The 18501-nt window shown below is 62.6% G+C and carries 16 protein-coding genes; 10 read left to right on the top strand and 6 right to left on the bottom strand.

The features are described 5' to 3' along the window. Nucleotides 1-54: 54 nt before the first annotated feature. The gene (locus KF707C_RS10540; protein ID WP_004422624.1) at nt 55-636 is read right to left on the bottom strand and encodes an amino acid synthesis family protein; all 582 of its coding nucleotides are present in this window, start codon (nt 634-636) and stop codon (nt 55-57) included. Here KF707C_RS10540 and KF707C_RS10535 point away from each other — a divergent pair. The 4 genes from KF707C_RS10535 to KF707C_RS10520 are packed head-to-tail and all read left to right on the top strand — an operon-like array spanning nt 635 to nt 5298. Beyond that, complete coding sequence (locus tag KF707C_RS10535) at nt 635-1612, top strand: fumarylacetoacetate hydrolase family protein (RefSeq protein WP_231992307.1); 978 nt, start codon at nt 635-637, stop codon at nt 1610-1612. The genes KF707C_RS10540 and KF707C_RS10535 overlap by 2 nt on opposite strands. Before the next feature lie 36 nt (nt 1613-1648). Further along, nucleotides 1649-2206, top strand: a complete 558-nt coding sequence (locus KF707C_RS10530; RefSeq protein ID WP_004422620.1) for a VOC family protein — start codon at nt 1649-1651, stop codon at nt 2204-2206. Nucleotides 2207-2260: 54 nt separating this feature from the next. After that, entirely contained in the window at nt 2261-3691 is a 1431-nt protein-coding gene (locus KF707C_RS10525; RefSeq protein ID WP_036994210.1) for an aldehyde dehydrogenase family protein, read from the top strand. Nucleotides 3692-3735: 44 nt separating this feature from the next. After that, a complete protein-coding gene (locus KF707C_RS10520) occupies nt 3736-5298 on the top strand; it encodes a bifunctional 3-(3-hydroxy-phenyl)propionate/3-hydroxycinnamic acid hydroxylase (RefSeq protein WP_036994266.1) in 1563 nt (520 codons plus the stop codon). 159 nt (nt 5299-5457) lie between these two features. Here the strand turns inward: KF707C_RS10520 and KF707C_RS10515 are convergent, their stop codons facing one another. Together KF707C_RS10515 and KF707C_RS10510 are read right to left on the bottom strand one after the other, a co-directional pair. Continuing rightward, nucleotides 5458-6096 (bottom strand): FCD domain-containing protein, encoded by a 639-nt coding sequence (locus KF707C_RS10515; protein WP_231992306.1) that lies wholly within the window; start codon nt 6094-6096, stop codon nt 5458-5460. Between the two features lie 127 nt (nt 6097-6223). Next, complete coding sequence (locus tag KF707C_RS10510) at nt 6224-8140, bottom strand: methyl-accepting chemotaxis protein (RefSeq protein WP_036994208.1); 1917 nt, start codon at nt 8138-8140, stop codon at nt 6224-6226. A gap of 138 nt (nt 8141-8278) precedes the next feature. Here KF707C_RS10510 and KF707C_RS10505 point away from each other — a divergent pair, with 138 nt between their 5' ends. The 5 genes from KF707C_RS10505 to KF707C_RS10485 all read left to right on the top strand — a co-directional run bounded on the left by KF707C_RS10505 (nt 8279) and on the right by KF707C_RS10485 (nt 15468). Beyond that, nucleotides 8279-8743, top strand: coding sequence for a GlcG/HbpS family heme-binding protein (locus KF707C_RS10505; RefSeq protein WP_197704977.1), 465 nt, complete (start codon nt 8279-8281; stop codon nt 8741-8743). 98 nt (nt 8744-8841) lie between these two features. Further along, a complete protein-coding gene (locus KF707C_RS10500) occupies nt 8842-10494 on the top strand; it encodes a DUF1302 domain-containing protein (protein ID WP_004422612.1) in 1653 nt (550 codons plus the stop codon). Nucleotides 10495-10518: 24 nt separating this feature from the next. Beyond that, a complete protein-coding gene (locus KF707C_RS10495; RefSeq protein WP_004422611.1) occupies nt 10519-11871 on the top strand; it encodes a DUF1329 domain-containing protein in 1353 nt (450 codons plus the stop codon). A gap of 65 nt (nt 11872-11936) precedes the next feature. Then, complete coding sequence (locus KF707C_RS10490; RefSeq protein WP_036994206.1) at nt 11937-13055, top strand: WD40/YVTN/BNR-like repeat-containing protein; 1119 nt, start codon at nt 11937-11939, stop codon at nt 13053-13055. Beyond that, the gene (locus tag KF707C_RS10485; protein WP_051050795.1) at nt 13045-15468 is read left to right on the top strand and encodes an efflux RND transporter permease subunit; all 2424 of its coding nucleotides are present in this window, start codon (nt 13045-13047) and stop codon (nt 15466-15468) included. Before KF707C_RS10490 ends, KF707C_RS10485 begins: the two co-directional genes overlap by 11 nt. 220 nt (nt 15469-15688) lie before the next feature. On the opposite strand, the gene KF707C_RS10480 is transcribed toward KF707C_RS10485, so the two are convergent. The 3 genes from KF707C_RS10480 to KF707C_RS10475 are packed head-to-tail and all read right to left on the bottom strand — an operon-like array spanning nt 15689 to nt 17778. Continuing rightward, nucleotides 15689-16579: a D-hexose-6-phosphate mutarotase gene (locus KF707C_RS10480; protein WP_004422607.1), complete on the bottom strand. Its 891-nt coding sequence runs from the start codon at nt 16577-16579 to the stop codon at nt 15689-15691. Beyond that, nucleotides 16576-16731 carry a hypothetical protein gene (locus KF707C_RS29320; RefSeq protein WP_158526752.1) on the bottom strand — a complete coding sequence of 52 codons (156 nt, stop codon included), beginning with the start codon at nt 16729-16731 and terminating at the stop codon, nt 16576-16578. Before KF707C_RS29320 ends, KF707C_RS10480 begins: the two co-directional genes overlap by 4 nt. A gap of 15 nt (nt 16732-16746) precedes the next feature. Further along, entirely contained in the window at nt 16747-17778 is a 1032-nt protein-coding gene (locus KF707C_RS10475; RefSeq protein ID WP_004422604.1) for an HTH-type transcriptional regulator GntR, read from the bottom strand. Nucleotides 17779-17978: 200 nt separating this feature from the next. On the opposite strand from KF707C_RS10475, the gene KF707C_RS10470 reads away from it, so the two are divergent. Further along, on the top strand, nt 17979-18500 hold the full coding sequence (locus KF707C_RS10470) for a gluconokinase (RefSeq protein WP_004422602.1): 522 nt from the start codon (nt 17979-17981) through the stop codon (nt 18498-18500). Nucleotide 18501 lies beyond the last annotated feature (1 nt).

The following is an 18501-nucleotide window of genomic DNA, read 5'->3' as shown; positions in this document are numbered from 1 at the left end:
TGCAGATTCACCCCGGTGGCTCACCGAGGCGGGTCGTTTCATGCGTGGGGCGCGCTAGCGAAGACCATCCTCGCCTTTGACGTCGGCAGCCGCCAGGCCGCCGAGCCGCGCATGGATCCGTCCCCCCGTGGCCATCGCGAGGCCGAACGCGATTTCGTTACGTCGCGGACCATCCCAGAGGGTCATTTCGGCGACACCGAAGTGGCTGCGCACGTAGGCCGCCTGGATATGCCCCAGCGGTAGCATCAGACGGCACCCGGGGCCGCCGATCGTCTTGGCGGACGGCACGATGGCCTTGGGTTCGCCGAGGGCCTCACGCATTGCCCAGCCACCGGCTTCGTGCCAGACCGCACCGTGCTCCAGCTCTCCATCCTCACCCACGATGGCCGCCTTGCCATAGGCCTGGACCATCTCCTTGCCACCCAGCGCCTGGATCAACCGCTCCGAGAGGTCACGGCCGAGCATGCGCAGCTCCTGCATGAACGGCAGCAGGTCTTCCTCATAGCGTCCAGCGTAGGGGTTTTCGACGACCGCGACTGCAACGGCTACGCGCAGCGGTTGGGTGGCCAGCGGACCTCGCTCATGGAGTACCTCCTCCACGTCCAGTTTGTACTTGCGGACTTTCACCAAAGACATGCTCGTTCTCCTGCTGGTACTGCCGGGAAAGTTTTTTCGTGATGGGCATTCACATTATGCATCTTGTGATTTATTGTGCAAGAACTTACGTTTTGTGCACAAAAACAACGAGGAGAACACCCCAATGAAACTTATCTCTTACCAGCACAGCGGCCGCTCCAGCTTCGGCGCCGTCGTGGGGGACCGGGTTGTGGATCTGGCCAGGCATCTGCCCGGCGTGCCAGATCTGGCAGCGCTGATCGCCAATCCCGAAAAGCTGGCCCAGGCCAAGCTGCTGGCTGCCAACGCCACCGCCGATCATGCTCTGGATGAGGTGCGCCTTGACCCGGTCATTCCGGCGCCCGGAAAGATCATCTGCGTCGGCATCAACTACGTGGCCCACGCCGAGGAAGCGGGCCGCAAGGTGGGCAACTACCCGGTCATCTTCCAGCGCTTCGCGGAAACGCTGCTGGCTCACAATGCCCCGCTGGTGCGTCCCGCCGTCTCCAAGGAATTCGACTTCGAAGCCGAACTGGCAGTGGTGATCGGCAAAGGCGGCTCCCATATCGCACCGGAGGACGCGATGGAGCATGTCGCCGGCTATACCTGTTTCAACGACGCCAGCATTCGTGACTGGCAGTTCCATACCCATCAGTACGGCATGGGCAAGACGTTCCGCAGCACCGGCGCGCTGGGTCCATGGTTGGTGACGGCAGACGAAATCACCGACTATCGGGAGCTTCAGGTTCGCGGAATCCTCAACGGCGAGCAGATGCAGGAAGGCAGCCTGTCCGAACTGGCGTTCGATATCCCCCACCTGATTTCGTACGTTTCGCAGGCGCTGGACTGGAACCCCGGCGACATCCTCGCCACCGGCACCCCGAGCGGGATCGGTTTCAAGCGTACGCCGCCGATCTTCCTCAAGCCGGGCGATGTGTTCGAGGTGGTGATCTCGCAGATCGGCACGCTTTCGAACCCTGTCATCGACGAAGTCTGAACTTCCCCCAACTATCGCAAGAACGGGATCTTTCTCATGGCCACCCTTCCCCGAATCAACTTCACCCACACAGGCACCTTCTGTGCCGACCTGGACAACATGGTCGAGTTCTACTGCCAGAAGCTCGGCTTCATCGTCAGTGACAAAGGCGTGGCCTCCACGGGTCACCGCCTCTTCTTCATGACCCAGAACCCCGAGGTCCACCACCAACTGGTGCTGTTCGACGGCAAGCCCACCGACCTGCCCTTCAATCCCATCAACCAGTTGTCGTTCCTTCTCGATTCCCTGGACGATCTGAAGAGCTACTACGCCTTCGCCAAGGCCAATGGCATCCAGAACATCGATCAGGTGGACCATGGCAATGCCTGGTCCATGTACTTCAAGGACCCCGAGGGCAATCCGATCGAGATGTACGTGGACTCGCCCTTCTATACCAACCAGCCCTGCCGCGAGCCGCTGGACCTGGACCAGAGCAGCGAGGAAATCCTGGCGCGCACGGAGGCCATGTGCCGACGCCGTCCGGGGTTCCAGACACGCGAAGAATGGATGCAGTCGATCCGCGAGCGCATCGCCGAGCAGCGCGTTCGCTGGTAATCCAATCCGTGCGGCCCCAAGGGGTCGCACGCCACCGCGGGTAGAGCGCTGGCTATGCATAAGAACTTCATTGACGGGGCCTGGTGCACAGGGACGAACGTGCGCGAGAACCTGAGCCCCTCTGACATCACCGACCTGGTCGGTCTGTATGCGCAGGCCGACTTTCAGCAAACTCGGCAGGCAATACAGGCCGCCGAACTCGCGCAACCGCTATGGGCCGCCGCCGGTCCACAGCGACGCGCTGAAGCACTCGACCGAATCGGTACCGAGTTACTTGCCCGACGGGAGGAACTGGGAAGGCTGTTGGCCCGGGAGGAAGGCAAGGTATTGCCCGAGGCGATCGCGGAAGTGAGCCGCGCCGGGCATATCTTCAAGTTCTTCGCCGGTGAGGCACTCAGGATGTCCGGCGAACATCTGGAATCCGTGCGCCCCGGCATCGAGGTCGACATTCTTCGCCAGCCGGTTGGCGTGGTTGGCATCATCACGCCCTGGAACTTTCCCATCGCCATCCCGGCCTGGAAGATCGCGCCGGCCCTCGCCTACGGCAACAGCGTGGTGTTCAAGCCGGCGGACCTGGTCCCCGGCAGCGCCTGGGCCCTGGCGGAAATCATCAGCCGCGCCGGCCTGCCACCGGGCACCTTCAACCTGGTGATGGGGCGCGGCAGCGTGGTGGGCCAGGCGCTCGCTGAATCAGAATCGGTTCGGGCGATCAGCTTCACGGGCTCCACATCCACCGGTCGTCACCTGATGCAGGTCGCCGGCGCCCGCCTCGCCCGGCTGCAGCTGGAGATGGGTGGCAAGAATCCACTGGTGGTACTGGACGACGCCGACCTTGATCAAGCCGTGGAGTGTGCGGTGCAGGGTGCCTACTTCTCGACTGGACAACGCTGTACGGCCTCCTCCCGTTTCATCGTCGAGAAGGGCGTCTACCAACGTTTCATCGAAGCTGTCGAGGTTCGCCTGGATGAGCTCCGGGTCGGTCACGCATTGCATGACGACACCCACATCGGTCCGGTTGCGGAGGAAGGACAGCTCCGCCAGAACCTCGACTACGTGGACATCGGCCGAGCCGAGGGGGCTCGACTGGCTTATGGGGGACAACCCTTGAGTCGGCAGACGGAGGGTTACTACATGAGCCCCGCACTCTTCGTCGACGCGGACGCGGACATGCGCATCGCCCGGGAGGAAATCTTCGGTCCGGTCGCCTGCGTCATTCCCGCCGACAACTACGAGCACGCCCTGGACATCGCCAATGGCAGCCCATTCGGGCTGTCCGCCGGGATCTGCACCCGCTCGCTGAAACATGCCACGCACTTCAAGCGACATGCGCAGAGCGGCATGGTGATGGTGAACACACCAACGGCCGGCGTGGATTACCACGTCCCCTTCGGCGGCACCAAAGCCTCCAGCTACGGCGCGCGCGAGCAGGGACATAAGGCCATGGAGTTCTTTACAACAGTGAAGACAGCCTACACCCACGCTTGAGCACAACCTTCGGCCGCAATGACAACAACAAGATGGAGACCACAGTGAATTACGACCTGATCATCGTGGGCATGGGCCCCGTCGGCGCAACTGCCGCCAACCTCGCTGGACAATGGGGACTGAAAACCCTGGTTCTGGACAAGAGCGACACCATTTACCAGAACCCCAGGGCGATGGGCTTCGACCAGGAAGCCATGCGTACCTTCGACAACATCGGCCTGGCCGATGCGATCGAACCCCACGTCATGCCCTACCGGGCCTCGCACTACATCAATCACGAGGGACAGCCGATCAAGCGCATCGAGGCGGCCAAGGCACCTTACGCGCTCGGCTGGGCTCCGAACTATGTGTTCTCCCAACCGCCGCTGGAACGCGCCCTTCGCGAGAACATCCAGTTCTTCGGCAACGTCGACGTCAGGCTGGGGTGCGAGGTGCAGGAGGTCTCCGAGGACAATGGCGTATCGCGCGTTCGGCTCCTCTGCAAGGATGGCTCGACGGAGGAACTGACAAGTACCTACGTCCTGGCCTGCGACGGTGGTACCAGTGCAATACGAACCCGTCTGCAGCTGCAGATGGAGGACCTGGCCTTCGACGAACCCTGGCTGGTGGTGGATGTACTGCTCAAGGACGGCGCCGGCGCCGGGCTCCCCGACACCAACGTGCAGTACTGCGATACCGAGCGCCCGAGCACCTTCGTCGTCGGACCGGGTCGGCATCGTCGCTGGGAGTTCATGATCAATCCTGGAGAGACACCTGCCGACATCGTCCGGACCGAGTCGATTCAGCAGTTGATCTCACGTTGGCTGTCCGCTGACGAGTACGAGATCTGGCGCGCGTCCACCTATCGCTTCCACGCACTCATTCTCGAGCGCTGGCGTGTGGGCAACCTGTTGTTCATGGGTGATGCCGCCCACATGACGCCCCCGTTCCTGGCGCAAGGCATGTGCCAGGGAATTCGTGACGCGATGAACCTGATCTGGAAACTCGCCCTGGTTCGCCGTGGCCAGGCCGCCCCGACGCTGCTCGACTCCTACCAGGTAGAGCGCATTCCCCATGTGCGACGCACCACCGAGGTCGCCAAGGAATTCGGCCAGACCATCTGCGAGCGGGATCCAGAACGCGCCCGGGAGCGTGATGAGCGCCTTATGGCGGAGATGCGTGCGAATCCGGGCGGGACCGTTCGCCAATCCCTCATCCCGGGCCTCGTGGCGGGCTTCATCGACCGTCAGGCTCCCGCCGGTGAGCTGTTTCCGCAACCCCGTGTGATCAACTGCCTGGGTGAGGAGAACCTGCTGGATCGCTTCACCGGGCAGCAATTCCGGGTGGTCATGGCCGAGTCGTTCGATCGCCCGGATGAGCTGGTCGCACAGCTGGAACGGCGCCTTGTCGAGCGGACGCAGCCCATCACCCTGGTTCGACTGACGTCGGAAGACCCACAGGAAGAACATCAGTACCGCGAGCTGGACGACCTCCTGAGCGACTGGATGACCAAGCAGGGCTGCAGGGTGTTGCTGGTTCGCCCCGATCACTATGTCTACGGGGGCGCGAGGACGCTGGAAGAGGCCGTCGCGCTGTTCGAACGCTGCCTGGAGGGACTGGGGGTTTGAGTGTGGCGCAGCTCCAAGCCAGTTTCGGAGCTGCGTTTTTTTCATCATGGGGTGTTCGACTGAAACGCCCTGGCGCCCTCTCTCACAAGGAGAGCGCGCTTCCAGCATAGAGCGTCACTTCTGTTGAAACCCCATGCGCCCTACCCGGGCGCATGGTCATTATTGGAGCGTGGAGTGATGCTGGAGCAGAATATCGGATGTCCGGGCAAGCGTGCCCTGGATATGTTCCCGGAGCATGGAAACGGCCTTCTCCGAATCACGAGCCAGCACGGTCTCCATGAGACGCTTGTGCTCATCCCCCTTTCTCCGTTCAACCTTGCGACGCAGGGCACAGAAACGACGGTAGCGCTCCGCACGGTCGAACAACGAATCGATCATCCCCAGCATCAGCGGGGATGGACAGGCTGACATCAGAGCGAAGTGAAACGCCTTGTGACGTGACGACCAGTCATCGTCGAGTACAACACCGATGCTACCCAGCTTCTTCTCGACCACGCCGAGACGGTGGTAGGCCCCCAGCACATCAGCCTCCCAAGCGTCGTCGCCGCAGCGGATCGAGTCGGCCAGGGCCTCACCCTCCAGCAGGCAGCGCAACCGGGTAATCTGCTCGAAATCACCGACCGACAAACCTGCCACACGAAAGCCCTTGTTCTCGCTGGCTTCAACGATCCCTTCCTGCGCCAGGCGATTGAGCGCCTCGCGAATGGGGGAGCTACTGAGTCCGTAGGATTTGGACAGCTCAGCGACCTTGAGTTTTTCTCCAGGGGCAAGTTCGCAGCAGATGATGGAACGTTTCATCTGCTGAAGCGCCACCTCGATCAGGGAGCTACTTTGTGGAGTTTGCATAGCGTGACGAGTCCATAAGGGTTGCACGATGAATGATTTTATGCACAAAAAAACCTTTGTGCAATTTTGTGTACTCATCTCACGAGAGTGTGAAATGCGTCAGTACCACCCGCAGCTGCTCCGCCAGCTGTGCGAGCTCTCGTGAGGCTCGCAAGAGCTGGTCGCTTTGCTCCCTGCTTTGCCCGGCAGCCTCCCGGACCCGAACCATGCTCTGGCTGACGTCATCCGACATGCGGCTTTGAGCCTCAGTGGCGGCAGCGACCTGCAGGTTCATGGTGTGGATGTCCGCAACATCTTCACTGACACGAGCAAGCGCGACGCTCGCCCGGGAAGAGTGCTCCCGGGCGCGAGCCGAGTCCTGCCGGACGCGCGTCACCCTGCGCAGGCCTTCCTTGCTCTCCCGCTGCAACGCCTCGATCATGCCGGCAATCTCGCCGGCCGAGTCCTGGGTACGATTGGCCAATGTCCGGACCTCGTCTGCCACCACTGAGAAGCCTCGCCCCATCTCGCCGGCCCTGGCCGCCTCGATGGCGGCATTCAATGCCAGCAAATTGGTCTGTTCGGCCAGGCTGCGGATGACCTCCAATACTCGACCGATGCGCTCGCTTTGCGCGTCGAGTTCAGCCATGCCCTGGCTCACTTCCTGGATCTGTTCATCCAGGAGATCGACCTGATGCATCACGGCAGAGGCGCTCTCGCTTCCGTCCATGGCTTCCCGACTCGCCGAGCTGGCCGATCCCGAAGCCTGCTCGGTGCGGGCCGCGACCTCCCGCAAGGAATCGCTCATTCGCAACATCGCCTCCAGCACGCGATCCGTCTCGCCAGATTGGGCCTCGGCTCCCGACGCCATGTCCTCGGTGACCTGCGCCAACGAGCCGGCCGCCCCCTCCAACTGGGCACTACCCTGCTCAATGCGGCTGACTATCGAGTGCAGGCTTTCTTTCATGCGTTGCATCGCGTCCAGGACGCGCCCCAGCTCGTCGCGACGCACCACCTGCACCCTGTGATGCAACTGCCCACTGGCTACCTCGTTCACCACTTCGGCGGTGTAACGAAGCGGATGGATGATCTGCCGCCTGATGAGCAGTGCGGCACCTGTGCCCAGTAAGAGCGTCAACGCGGTCATGGCTGTGAGCCAGAAATAGACGTCGCGATTGAGTTGCTGCTGGTGAGCGATCACGGAATGTCGCGCACGGGTGGCCACGTCCATCATCTCCCCGGCAATCCGGTCCATCGAGGATTCGGTTTCATGACTCGTCAAGGTGCTGGCCCGATATTCATCGAATGCCGAGCGGTAGGCTTCCAGCGACAGCGAGGCACGAGCCAGCACCTCGCGCTGCTGATCCGCCGCTCCGGCCGCCAGTGCCTGGGTGGAGGAGCGAAGATCACTCATCAGCAGCACCCACTGGTCGTAACGGCTCTGGTCAGGGCTGCGGGTGTAGGCCCACTCAGCGTTGCGCAATGCCATCAGCTTGCGCATCAGCGCAGCGGCGCCATCCAGCAGCATCAGGGAAGAACGCCCCTCGGCATCGTCGATCAGGGCTGACTCGATGAGGTCCTGCTCGACACCCTCGAATCCGATGCGTGCCGACTCCGCCTCCTGCGACATCACCGCCTGGGTCCGGAGGACCTGTTCATGAGCATTGGCCAGTCGCTCGAACTGCATGAGATACCGCTCACAGGACTGAATCAAAGGCCGCATTTCCCCAGCCATGGTTGCCAGTTGCTCCGGAATCCTGCCGACAACTCGCCTCACTTCGTCCCGGGCATTCGCCGCACCGCTCAGTCGGTAACTCTTTTCCTGACTGCGTGCAGACAGGATTCCGGCATGCACGTCGGCAATCGCCTGCAGACGTGACTCCCCTTCGAATACCGCTTGCAGGCTGGCCAAGGCCACAACGGCCAAGGATGCAGCGAGCCCGCCCAGCAAGCTGAAACCCATTGCCAGCAGTCCGCCGATGGATAGGCGCGCGAGCGCCCTGGACACGATTTTCATCTTGTTGTTCTTCCCGTCGTCGATGGCGCTCCAGTCCCGGACAGGCAGCGACCGCTTTGCAGCTGATCCGAGACAGCGTTCTTTTTTCTTGACTTCAAGTCTGCAGCGAATCTATTTTTGTGCACAAAGAGACATGCAGTGCAAATTTATCTCTTTACGCACAAAAACAAAAGCAAGAGGCCGACCATGCATAACCGCCCCGTGCTCGATGGGAACGACATCGACCAGATGCTGAACGCAGCGACCCGCGAAGCCTTGGCCAACGGATGGGCGGTTTCGGTCGCCCTGGTGGATGAAGGCGGCCATCTCCTGGCATTCCGGCGCCTGCCGGGCGCATCCCCTTCCTCCGCTCGCATCGCCATCGACAAGGCGCGAAGCGCCGCACTGACTCGCCGGCCCACGCGCTTCTTCGCCGACATGCTGGCCGCTGGCGAACTGGGTGCCGGCTCCCTGCACGGAGTGATTCCAATGGGGGGCGGATTGCCTGTCCTGCATGGCGAGCATGCGCTGGGTGGAATCGCCGCGAGCGGCGTGAAGTCCGAGTTCGACGTGCTGATAGCCGCCGCCGGGCTGGCCGCATTGAGCCTTGAACAGTTCCCCTGACCCACACCCTGGAGGTGACTCCTTACCGCTGACCTGACACATCCGAACCCACGGATGGAGCCACTCGAAACAACAACAAGAATGCAGAAGAGGTATCCATGAACAACCAGCAACATCGCCGGGCATCGCCGGCCGTCCCTGCCTTCGCACTGAATGCCATCGGCGCCGCAATTGCTCTGATGTCCGCCCACTCCTTGGCCTTTCAGTTCGACACCGGCATCGACGGGCTCACCACCAGTTGGGACAACACCCTCAAGTACAGCAACGCCTTCCGCCTCGATGGTCGGGAAGACAGTGTCTCCGCCGGTCCGGGCAGCGCAGTCGGCAACCCCAACATGGATGACGGCGATCGCAACTTCAGCACCGGCCTGATTTCCAACCGCTTCGACCTGCTGTCCGAACTGGATATCAAGTACGGCGATGTTGGCGCGCGGGTCAGTGGCGCGGCCTGGTATGACACCGTCTACAACGACGGCAACGATAATGACTCCCCGGGTACCGCCAACGCGGTCAGCGTGCCTCATGACCGCTTTACGGACGACACCGAGAAGCTCCACGGACGCAAGGCCGAATTGCTCGACGCCTTCGTCTACGGCTCTACCGACGTAGGCTCCACCCGCCTCTCTGGTCGCCTGGGCCAGTTCACCCAGATCTATGGGGAAAGTCTGTTCTTCGGCGCCAACGGCGTCGCCAATGCCCAGTCGACGGTCGACCTGGTGAAACTGCAGTCGGTGCCCGGCTCGCAGTTCAAGGAAATCCTGCTACCCACCGAACAGATCTCCGGAAACTGGCAGCTGACCGATACCGTCAGCGTCGGTGCCTACTACCAGTTCGAGTGGAACAAGACCCGCCTTCCCGCCTCGGGCAGTTACTTCAGCGGTGGCGACTTCGTCGGTGACGGTGCAGAGAGCGTCTTCTTCCCGACCGGTCGACTGCTCCGCGACCACAGCATCCGAGCCCGCGACTCCGGCCAGTTCGGCGCCCAGCTGAAGTTCAGCGTGGATGACTGGGAATTCGGCCTCTACGCGGCCCGTTATCACGAGAAGACTCCCATCTTCTACTTCCGTCCGGCGGCGCTGGTGCCAGGGGCCGACGACACTTACCTCAGCGTCTATCCGGAAGACGTCAAAGTCTATGGCGCCAGCTTCAGCACGCTCATCGGCGAGGCCAACGTTGCCGGCGAAGTTTCCATGCGCGTGGACACTCCGCTGGCCCCCACCGGTGGCGTGGTCATCACCGGCATGGACGCTGACAACGACAGTCATCCCGCCTACCCGATCGGCGACTCGCTGCATGCCAACCTGTCCATGATCAACATCTATGGAGGCTCGGCTCTCTGGGACGGCGCGAGCCTCGTCGGCGAACTCGCCTTCAATCGCCGCTTGAAGGTGAAGGAGAACGGCGACCACCTCGATCCCAATACCACGCGTGACGCCTATTCGCTGCGCTTCACTTTCGAGCCCCAGTACTTCCAGGTCTTCCCGGGAGTGGACCTGCAGGTCCCGATCACCGTGGGCTACAACCCCCACGGCCGTTCTTCGGTCACCCCGCAAGCCTTTGGCCCCGAACATGGAGGGGACTTCACCATCGGCTTGAAGGCCGACTACCAGAAGGCCTGGTACGCCTCCCTCAGCTACACCAATTTCTTCGGCGAGGGCGGCTCGGTCATCGACAACAGCAACGCCTACACCTTCAAGCAAACGCTCAAGGATCGCGACTTCATCGCGTTCTCGATCCAGCGCACCTTCTGATCAGCCATGCCTAGGAGAACAAGTATGAAAAAGCATGCCCTGCTTCTGTCGGCGACCCTCACAGCCGCCCTCCTGGCCGCCCATGCCACTGCCGCGGTCTCTCCCGAGGAAGCCAACGAGCTGAAAAACAACCTGACGCCTTTGGGTGCGGAGAAGGCCGGCAACAGTGACGGCAGCATCCCTGCCTGGACCGGCGGACTCACTGGGGAGGTTCCCGGAGCGCGATTCGGAGACGTTCCGGTGGATCCTTTCCCGGGCGAGAAGCCGTTGTTCCGGATCGATGCCAAGAACGCCGCCCAGTATGGCGACAAGCTCAACGAAGGCACCAAGGCGTTGCTGGCGAAGTACCCGGACAGCTTCTTTCTCGACGTCTATCCATCGCATCGCACGGCTGCGGCTCCCCAGTCGGTGTACGACAACACCTTCGCCAATGCCACACGCTGCAAGCTGACCCAGGACGGTCTGTCGGTTGAGGGCTGCTATGGCGGCATCCCGTTCCCGATCCCGAAGGATGGCAGCGAGGCGATCTGGAACTTCCTCCTGCGCGTCGAAGCGCCTTCCATCGAGATGGGCTACATCAACATGATTGGCAATGCTGACGGCTCTCGCACCATGGCAAGCCGTGGTATCGAGAACTGGCAGTACCCGTACTACTACACCGATGGTGGCCTCGATAAATGGTCGGGCCAGTACGTCTTGCTGCGCTTCCTCACCAACGAACCGCCGTTCAAGGCCGGTGAGTCCCTCGTGACCCATGACAGCGTGGACCCGGAAACGCCTCGGGAAGCCTGGCAGTACCTGGTGGGGCAGCGCCGGGTGCGTCGCGCACCAACGGTGGGCTACGACACGCCGGACTTCGTGGCCTCGGGGGCCAACTACTTCGATGAAGTGCACGGCTTCATCGGCCACCCGGACCGTTACCAGTGGAAGCTGATCGGCAAGAAGGAGATGTACATCCCCTACAACACCAACAAGTTCCACGCCGAGAAGCGTGACGATGTCTACACGAAGAACACGCTGGCCTCCGACAAGATGCGCTGGGAGCTGCACCGGGTCTGGGAGGTTGAGGCCACGGTTGCACCCGGCAAGCGTCACGCCGTTCCGAAACGCCGTTTCTACATCGACGAGGACAGCTGGACCATCGCACTGGCCGACGGCTATGACGCACAGGGCAAGCTGTGGCGCGTGTCCCAAGTCCTGCCGTTCGTGGTACCCGCCATTCCCGCGGTCGTGGTGAAACCTGTCGTCATCTACAACCTGCAAGCCAATACCTACAGCATGGTCCAGGGACTTAACGGAGAGAGCTACAAGGTAGTGCCGACCAAGTCGGAGAAATTCTTTACTGGCAACGCGGTGGCGTCCGGCTCAGTGCGTTGAATGCCCGAGGCGGGCTGGCTTTTCGGAGCCACCCGCCCCTTGCTGACTCTCCGAGGTTCTTCGATATGCATATCTCCCTACACAGGCCCTGGCTCTGGCGCCTGTCGGTAGCGGCCGCGCTTGTCGCCGCCCTGGGTTCGACCGGTGCGACGGCAGCCGACAATGCTTCCCCGCAACTCGACCTCTTCGAGCGACCCGCTCTACGGAGCAATCTGGCGGACCGCTCCCTGATGCTCAGCGTGACCCAGGCGGGTGAGCGCCTGGTAGCGGTTGGCGAACGCGGTTTCATCCTGATCTCGGAGGACCACGGCGTCAGCTGGCAACAGGTGGACTCGCCGGTGAGCGTCACGCTCACCCGTGTACGATTCGCGACCGCCTTCGATGGTTGGGCGGTCGGACACGCCGGCGTAGTGCTGCACAGCCGCGATGGCGGATTCACCTGGACAAGACAGTTGGATGGCGTGGCGGCAGCGCAGTTGGCGCTTGCAGCCGCACAGGCTGCGCCGGCGGAGCATGCCGAAGGGCAACTGGCCGAAGCGCAGCGCCTGGTGGAGGATGGCCCCGACAAGCCATTTCTCAACCTGCACTTCTTCGACGCCCAGCGAGGCATCGTGGTCGGCGCATATGGCCTGGCCTTCGCTACCGAAGACGGGGGCACGAGCTGGAAGTCCATCAGTGCGCGCCTGGACAACCCATCGGCACTTCACCTCTACGACATCCTTGAGCTCGAGGGCGCGCTGTTCATCGCTGGCGAGCAAGGCCTGATGCTGCGCTCCACTGACGGCGGTGTGAGTTTCCAGGCACTGGAGACGCCCGCTGGTGGAACGCTGTTCGGCATGGTCGCGACGGGACCGAACAGCCTCATTGCCTTCGGACTTCGGGGTAAGGCCTACCGCAGCGATGACCTGGGGGCGACCTGGCAAGCCTTGCCGAACCGACAATCCACCACCATCACGGCCGGCACCCGACTGAGCAGCGGGGAACTCGTCCTGGTCGACGAGACCGGCAGTCTTCAACTGTCCCGAGATGGCGGCAGGTCCTTCCAGGTGCTGCCCATTCCGGAATCCGGCTTTCTCTCCAGCGTCAGTGAACTGCCCGATGGCCAACTGGTTGTCTCCAGCAACCGTGGCGTCATCCGCATCGCCCAAGAAGATCTGAATCGGAGCACCGGTCGTGAACAGTAAAGTGACCCATCACCAGCCGGACGCCGAAAGCGCCCTGCTGCCGTTCGACCGGCAATCCGGCAGCCTGGTCGAACGCCTCCTCTTCAACCATCGCGGTCTGGTCGTGGCGGTCTGCCTGCTGCTCAGCTGCCTGTTCGCCTACCAGGCAATGAACCTTCGCCTGAGCGCGGCGTTCGAGAAGATGATCCCGGTGGATCATCCCTACATCCAGAATTACTTCCAGTACCGTGCCCAACTCGGCGAAGGCGGCAATACCCTGCGTATCGCGCTCAGGGTTGACGACGGCACCATTTACACCGCGGAGTACCTGGAGACGCTCAAGAAGCTCAACGACGAACTGTTCCTGCTGAGTGGCGTCGATCGCCCCTACATGAAATCGCTGTGGACCCCTGCCACTCGCTGGATAGGCGTTACAGAAGACGGATTCGACGGCGGCCCGGTGATTCCCGACGACTACGACGGCTCTCCCGCAAGCCTTGCGCAGGTACGACAGAACGTCGAGCGCTCCGGCGAGATCGGACGCCTGGTCGCCGCGAACATGCGCTCCAGCGTAATCCTCCTGCCCCTGCAGGACGCCAGCGCCAACGGAGCGACCCCCATCGACTACCACCAGCTTTCCAGCCAACTGGAGACGCTGCGCCAGAAGTACGAAAGCGACAACGTGAAGATCTCCATCACCGGCTTCGCCAAGGTGGTCGGCGACCTGATGGATGGCCTGCGACTGATGCAGGTGTTCTTTGCAGGAACGCTGGTGATCTGTGCCCTGGTACTGTTCTGGTACACCCGCTGTGTACGGAGCACCCTGCTGGTCCTGAGTTGCTCCCTGATAGCCGTGGTCTGGTTGCTGGGCCTGCTTCCCACCCTGGGTTATGACCTGGACCCTTACTCGATCCTCGTCCCCTTCCTCGTGTTCGCCATCGGCCTCAGCCATGGCGCGCAGAAGATGAACGGGATCATGCAGGACATTGGACGCGGCGCGGACAAATTGGTCGCTGCGCGCTTCACCTTCCGTCGTTTGTTCCTCACCGGCGCCATGGCACTGCTTGCCGATGCGGTGGGCTTTGCGGTTCTGATGATCATCAACATTCCGGTCATCCGGGACCTTGCGGTGACGGCGACGCTCGGCGTCATGGTGCTGGTCCTGACCAACCTCGTGCTGCTGCCCGTGCTGCTGTCCTTCACCGGCGTCAGCAAGACTTCGGCGCGGCGCGAAGCGGAAGCCGAACGACTGGCGCTGAGCGACCTGCAACATCACCGGCATCCGCTCTGGGCCTTCCTCGATCGATTCACCCAGTTGAAGTGGGCAACCATTGCTCTTGTAGTCGCCGGCCTCCTGGGACTGGCTGGCTTCATGATCAGCCTGCAAGTCAAGGTCGGAGACCTCAATCCGGGCGCTCCCGAGTTGCGGGCGGACTCCCGCTACAACCTCGACAACGGCTTCATGATCAGCAACTACGCGGCCAGCAGTGACAAGTACGTGGTCATGGTGAAGACCCCGCAGTACTACTGCGCCAACTACGACACCCTGGTCACGGTCGACGCCCTGGAAGCACGGTTGCAACAGCTTCCGGGGGTCGTTTCCACCACCTCCCTGGCCGCCTTGAGCAAACAGGCGGCGGCGGGCATGAACGAAGGGAGCCTGACCTGGTACGAAATACCGCGTAACCAGGGTCTGCTCAACGCGATCATTACCCGAGCCCCCCGTGAGTTGTTCAACCAGAATTGCGACCTGCTGACCGTCAACGTATTCCTTGCCGACCACAAGGCCGACACCCTCGACCGCGTGGTCGCCACCGTGGAAGCGTTCGCGGCCGAGCACAACACGGAGACGCTCCAGTTCATGTCCGCTGCCGGCAATGCCGGGATCGAGGCGGCGACCAATATCGTGGTGAAGAAGGCCAACCTGCAGATGCTGCTGATGGTCTACGCGGCGGTGATCGCCCTATGCTTCATTACCTTCCGGTCCTGGCGCGCCGTGGTCTGCACCGTGCTGCCATTGATGCTGACCTCGATACTCTGCGAGGCGCTGATGGTCGGGCTGGACATCGGGCTGAAGGTGGCGACGCTGCCGGTGATCGCGTTGGGCGTGGGCATTGGCGTGGACTACTCGCTGTACATCCTGAGCATCACTCTGGCCAATCTGCGCCAGGGCATGGCCCTGTCCCAAGCCTATTACCTGGCGCTGCTTTCCACCGGCAAGGTGGTGATTCTCACCGGTGTCACCCTGGGCATCGCCGTAGCCACCTGGGCGCTGTCTCCCATCAAGTTCCAGGCCGACATGGGCATCCTCCTGGCCTTCATGTTCATCTGGAACATGCTCGGCGCCCTGATCCTCACCCCCGCACTCGCCCGGCTCCTGATGTCTCAGCGGGGCTTGGCGGCACAGAGCGGTTGCACGCGCTCCGCCACTTAGTCAAAGGCACTCGCTGGAGACCTCGGCCGCCCAATGGGCGGCCTTTTTTGTCTCACCATTTGCCTGGGCGGTCCTGCGCAAAGGAGCCGAGGCTGGCATCGGAGCGCCTGCGGGCCGAGCCCAGCCCTCCTGCTCCGGCAACGAGCTCGCCGACGATGGTGCCTATCAGGGCGAACAAAACCGATGGGGTCCAGGTGGCAAGGCCCCGGACGCGGACGACTCACTCCACACTCGCCCTCAGCCGAAGACAGGCGTCCTCGCCAGGCGCCAAGGTCAGGCTGTCACCCCCGAGGGCCGCTGCTTCCACCGCAACGAAACCCAACCCTTCGGCCCAACTGACGTCTCCGATCGGCCGGGTGCCGGGATGCCAGACCACTGTATTGGGATTGTCGCCGCCGTCCACACGGATGCGCCGCCCCCAGTCCGGGTCCTGAATGATCACCCTGCCACCCCGGCGAAAGACCTTGTGGCAGCCGTCGAGGATCCGTAATTCGCCGTCCTGCTGACACGGCGCGCCCGCCAGCAGGTCCGTACCCTCGGCGCCATCCATCCCCAACAGGCCGACACGTGCCACGTCGCTGATCCGCCAGTAGGCATGCAGGGCATGACTCAGCACGCAGGGTTCGCTGTCGCCGTGGCGAGTACGCAATTGCAGGCGCATCTCGTCTCCCAGCTCAGCCTCCAGTTCCACCAGCCAGTCATGCAGCTCCAGTCGCCAGCACAATCGCACACCACTGGCGCATGACTGTTTGTCCACCAAGCGCCAGTCGCTGAGCCGCGCCCAGCCATGGTGAGGCCAGCCGCTCTCCATGGGATGACGGCCGAACCAGGGCCAGCACACCGGTACGCCACCACGAATGGAGCCAATTCGCGGCCAGCGTGATGCACACCAAAGCAGTGATCGTTCGCCGCGAGGGCGGAAATGCAGCAATTGCCCCCCCTGGCGGCTGAACACCGCCTGACAGCGCGGGTGCTCCACCAGCAGCAGTTCGCGCCCCTGATGCTCGGACCAGCGAAATGGCTGGCCTGCAGACGGTCGCAGCAGAGCCTCCAGTGGCGAATCCAGTCCGCTGGCGGCACGCTCCGAACCACCGGATGCGGCAAGGCTCACGTCAGGCTCCCCAGGTTGCGGCGGAAGGCGCCAGGCGTGGAGGCGAAGCACTCAAGATCGGCGGCAAGGCTGCGCCCCGGCAGAATCCGGGTTACCTCGGATTCGCGCGGATGCATGGCCGTGGCACCGGCGGAAAATCGACGGAATTTCATGACGCGCATCCCGGCTCAGGTGCTCTCGCGGACCACCAGTTCGAAGCCCATGTCCTGCACCGGTTCTTCGACGTCCCTGCCGGCAATCAGATTGAGGATCAGCTCGGCGGCGCGGCGGCCGATGGCTTCCCGCGGCGTACGGATACTGCTCAGGCGCGGCACCATGAAGGCCGAGCTGGGCAAGTCGTTGAAGCCCAGCACCGCCACCTGCTCAGGTACCTTTACGCCGAGGCGCATGGCCTCCAGCAGCGCGCCATGGGCCAGGTCGTCGTTGCCGAAGAAAATGCCGTCGACCTGCGGATGATTGGCAAGCAGTTGAGCGAACAGTTCTCCGCCCAGCCCGACCGAGGACGGCCGGGGCGTCAGCAACTCCAAGCCTGGGTCGTACAGGCCCGCCCTTTGCAGCACACGGCGGAACCCCTCGCCACGCAGCAGTGTGCGCTGATCCAGTTGTGCCCCAACGAAAGCCAGGCGCTTGCGACCGCGTGCCAACAGGTGCTTGGCGGCCGTCGCCCCCGCGTCCAACTGGGAGAAACCAACGCAGTGCAGCCCCGCCCCACTGTCCAGATCCATCATGTAGACGCAGGGAACGCCGCTGGCCTCGATCATCCGCCGCGAGCTTTCTGTCCGCTCGAAGCCGGTAAGCAGCAGGCCTCGTGGCTGGTAGGCGAGATAGTTACGGATCAGGTCCTCTTCCTCGTCGCGGGAGTAGTGGAAGTTGCCGATCAGCACTTCCAGTCCCTTTGGCCGCAGCACACCATGAATGGCCTCAAGGGTATCGACGAACAACTGGTTCGACAGCGAGGGCACCAGCACAACCACCGACTGGCTCTGCGCAGAGGCAAGGGCACGCGCAGCAGGGTTGGCGACATAGCCCAGCTCACGGGCGGCATCGCGAACTTTCTGCGCCAGTTCGTCAGCGACCGTGGTAACGCCCCTAAGCGCCCTGGAGGCCGTGATGGGGCTCACGCCGGCGCGCTGTGCGACTTCATTCAGGGTGGGCCGTCCGGTGGTACGTGCACTCTTTTCGTTGCTGGGGGAAGTCATGGGCCTGCTTGTCAAACAAAAATTCAGCCATTAAGGTAGCGCTGTCTCATCGATTCGGCAATTGCCTGAATGCCCTTTCGATCAGGCGTCTTCTCTACGGCACTAGCGAAACCCCTAACAATGACAATACGCGGCGATGCGGCCTGCTTTTCTTGACTTCGACATGAAAAGATAGCGCTGTCTTAGCCTTGAGGTGCTCCATGGTTCAACCTATCAGCGCGCTCGTGATCATGGGCGTATGCGGTTGCGGCAAGTCCAGCGTGGGCCAGGCCATCTGCGACTACAGCGGCGCGATCGCCATCGAAGGCGACGCCTTCCACCCTGCAGAGAACATCCGCAAGATGAGCGCCGGAATTCCCCTTTCCGATGACGACCGGGCAGGCTGGCTGGACCGCCTGAGCCTGGAACTGCGACACGCCGTAGCCGCCGGACAACGCCCTGTGCTGACCTGCTCGGCACTGAAACGACGCTACCGCGAGCGACTGCGCGAGGCGATCCCCGGTCTTGGCTTCGTGTTCCTCGAACTCCCCCCGGACGTCGCGGCGCGCCGCGTTGCAGAGCGGCCGGGTCATTTCATGCCCGCGACCCTGATCGATAGCCAGTTCCAGGCCCTGGAGCCGCCCCTGGATGAGCCGCTGACCCTGTCCCTGGACGCCACCCAGGATGTCAGGCAGTTGGCCGAGGCCGCACATTTGTGGTGGCAGGCACATATCCAGGAGTGAA

The sequence above is a fragment of the Pseudomonas furukawaii genome (assembly GCF_002355475.1).
Taxonomy (GTDB): Bacteria; Pseudomonadota; Gammaproteobacteria; order Pseudomonadales; family Pseudomonadaceae; genus Metapseudomonas; species Metapseudomonas furukawaii.
The sequence above is the reverse complement of the archived record's forward strand: the minus strand, read 5'-3'. Positions and strand labels throughout refer to the sequence as shown.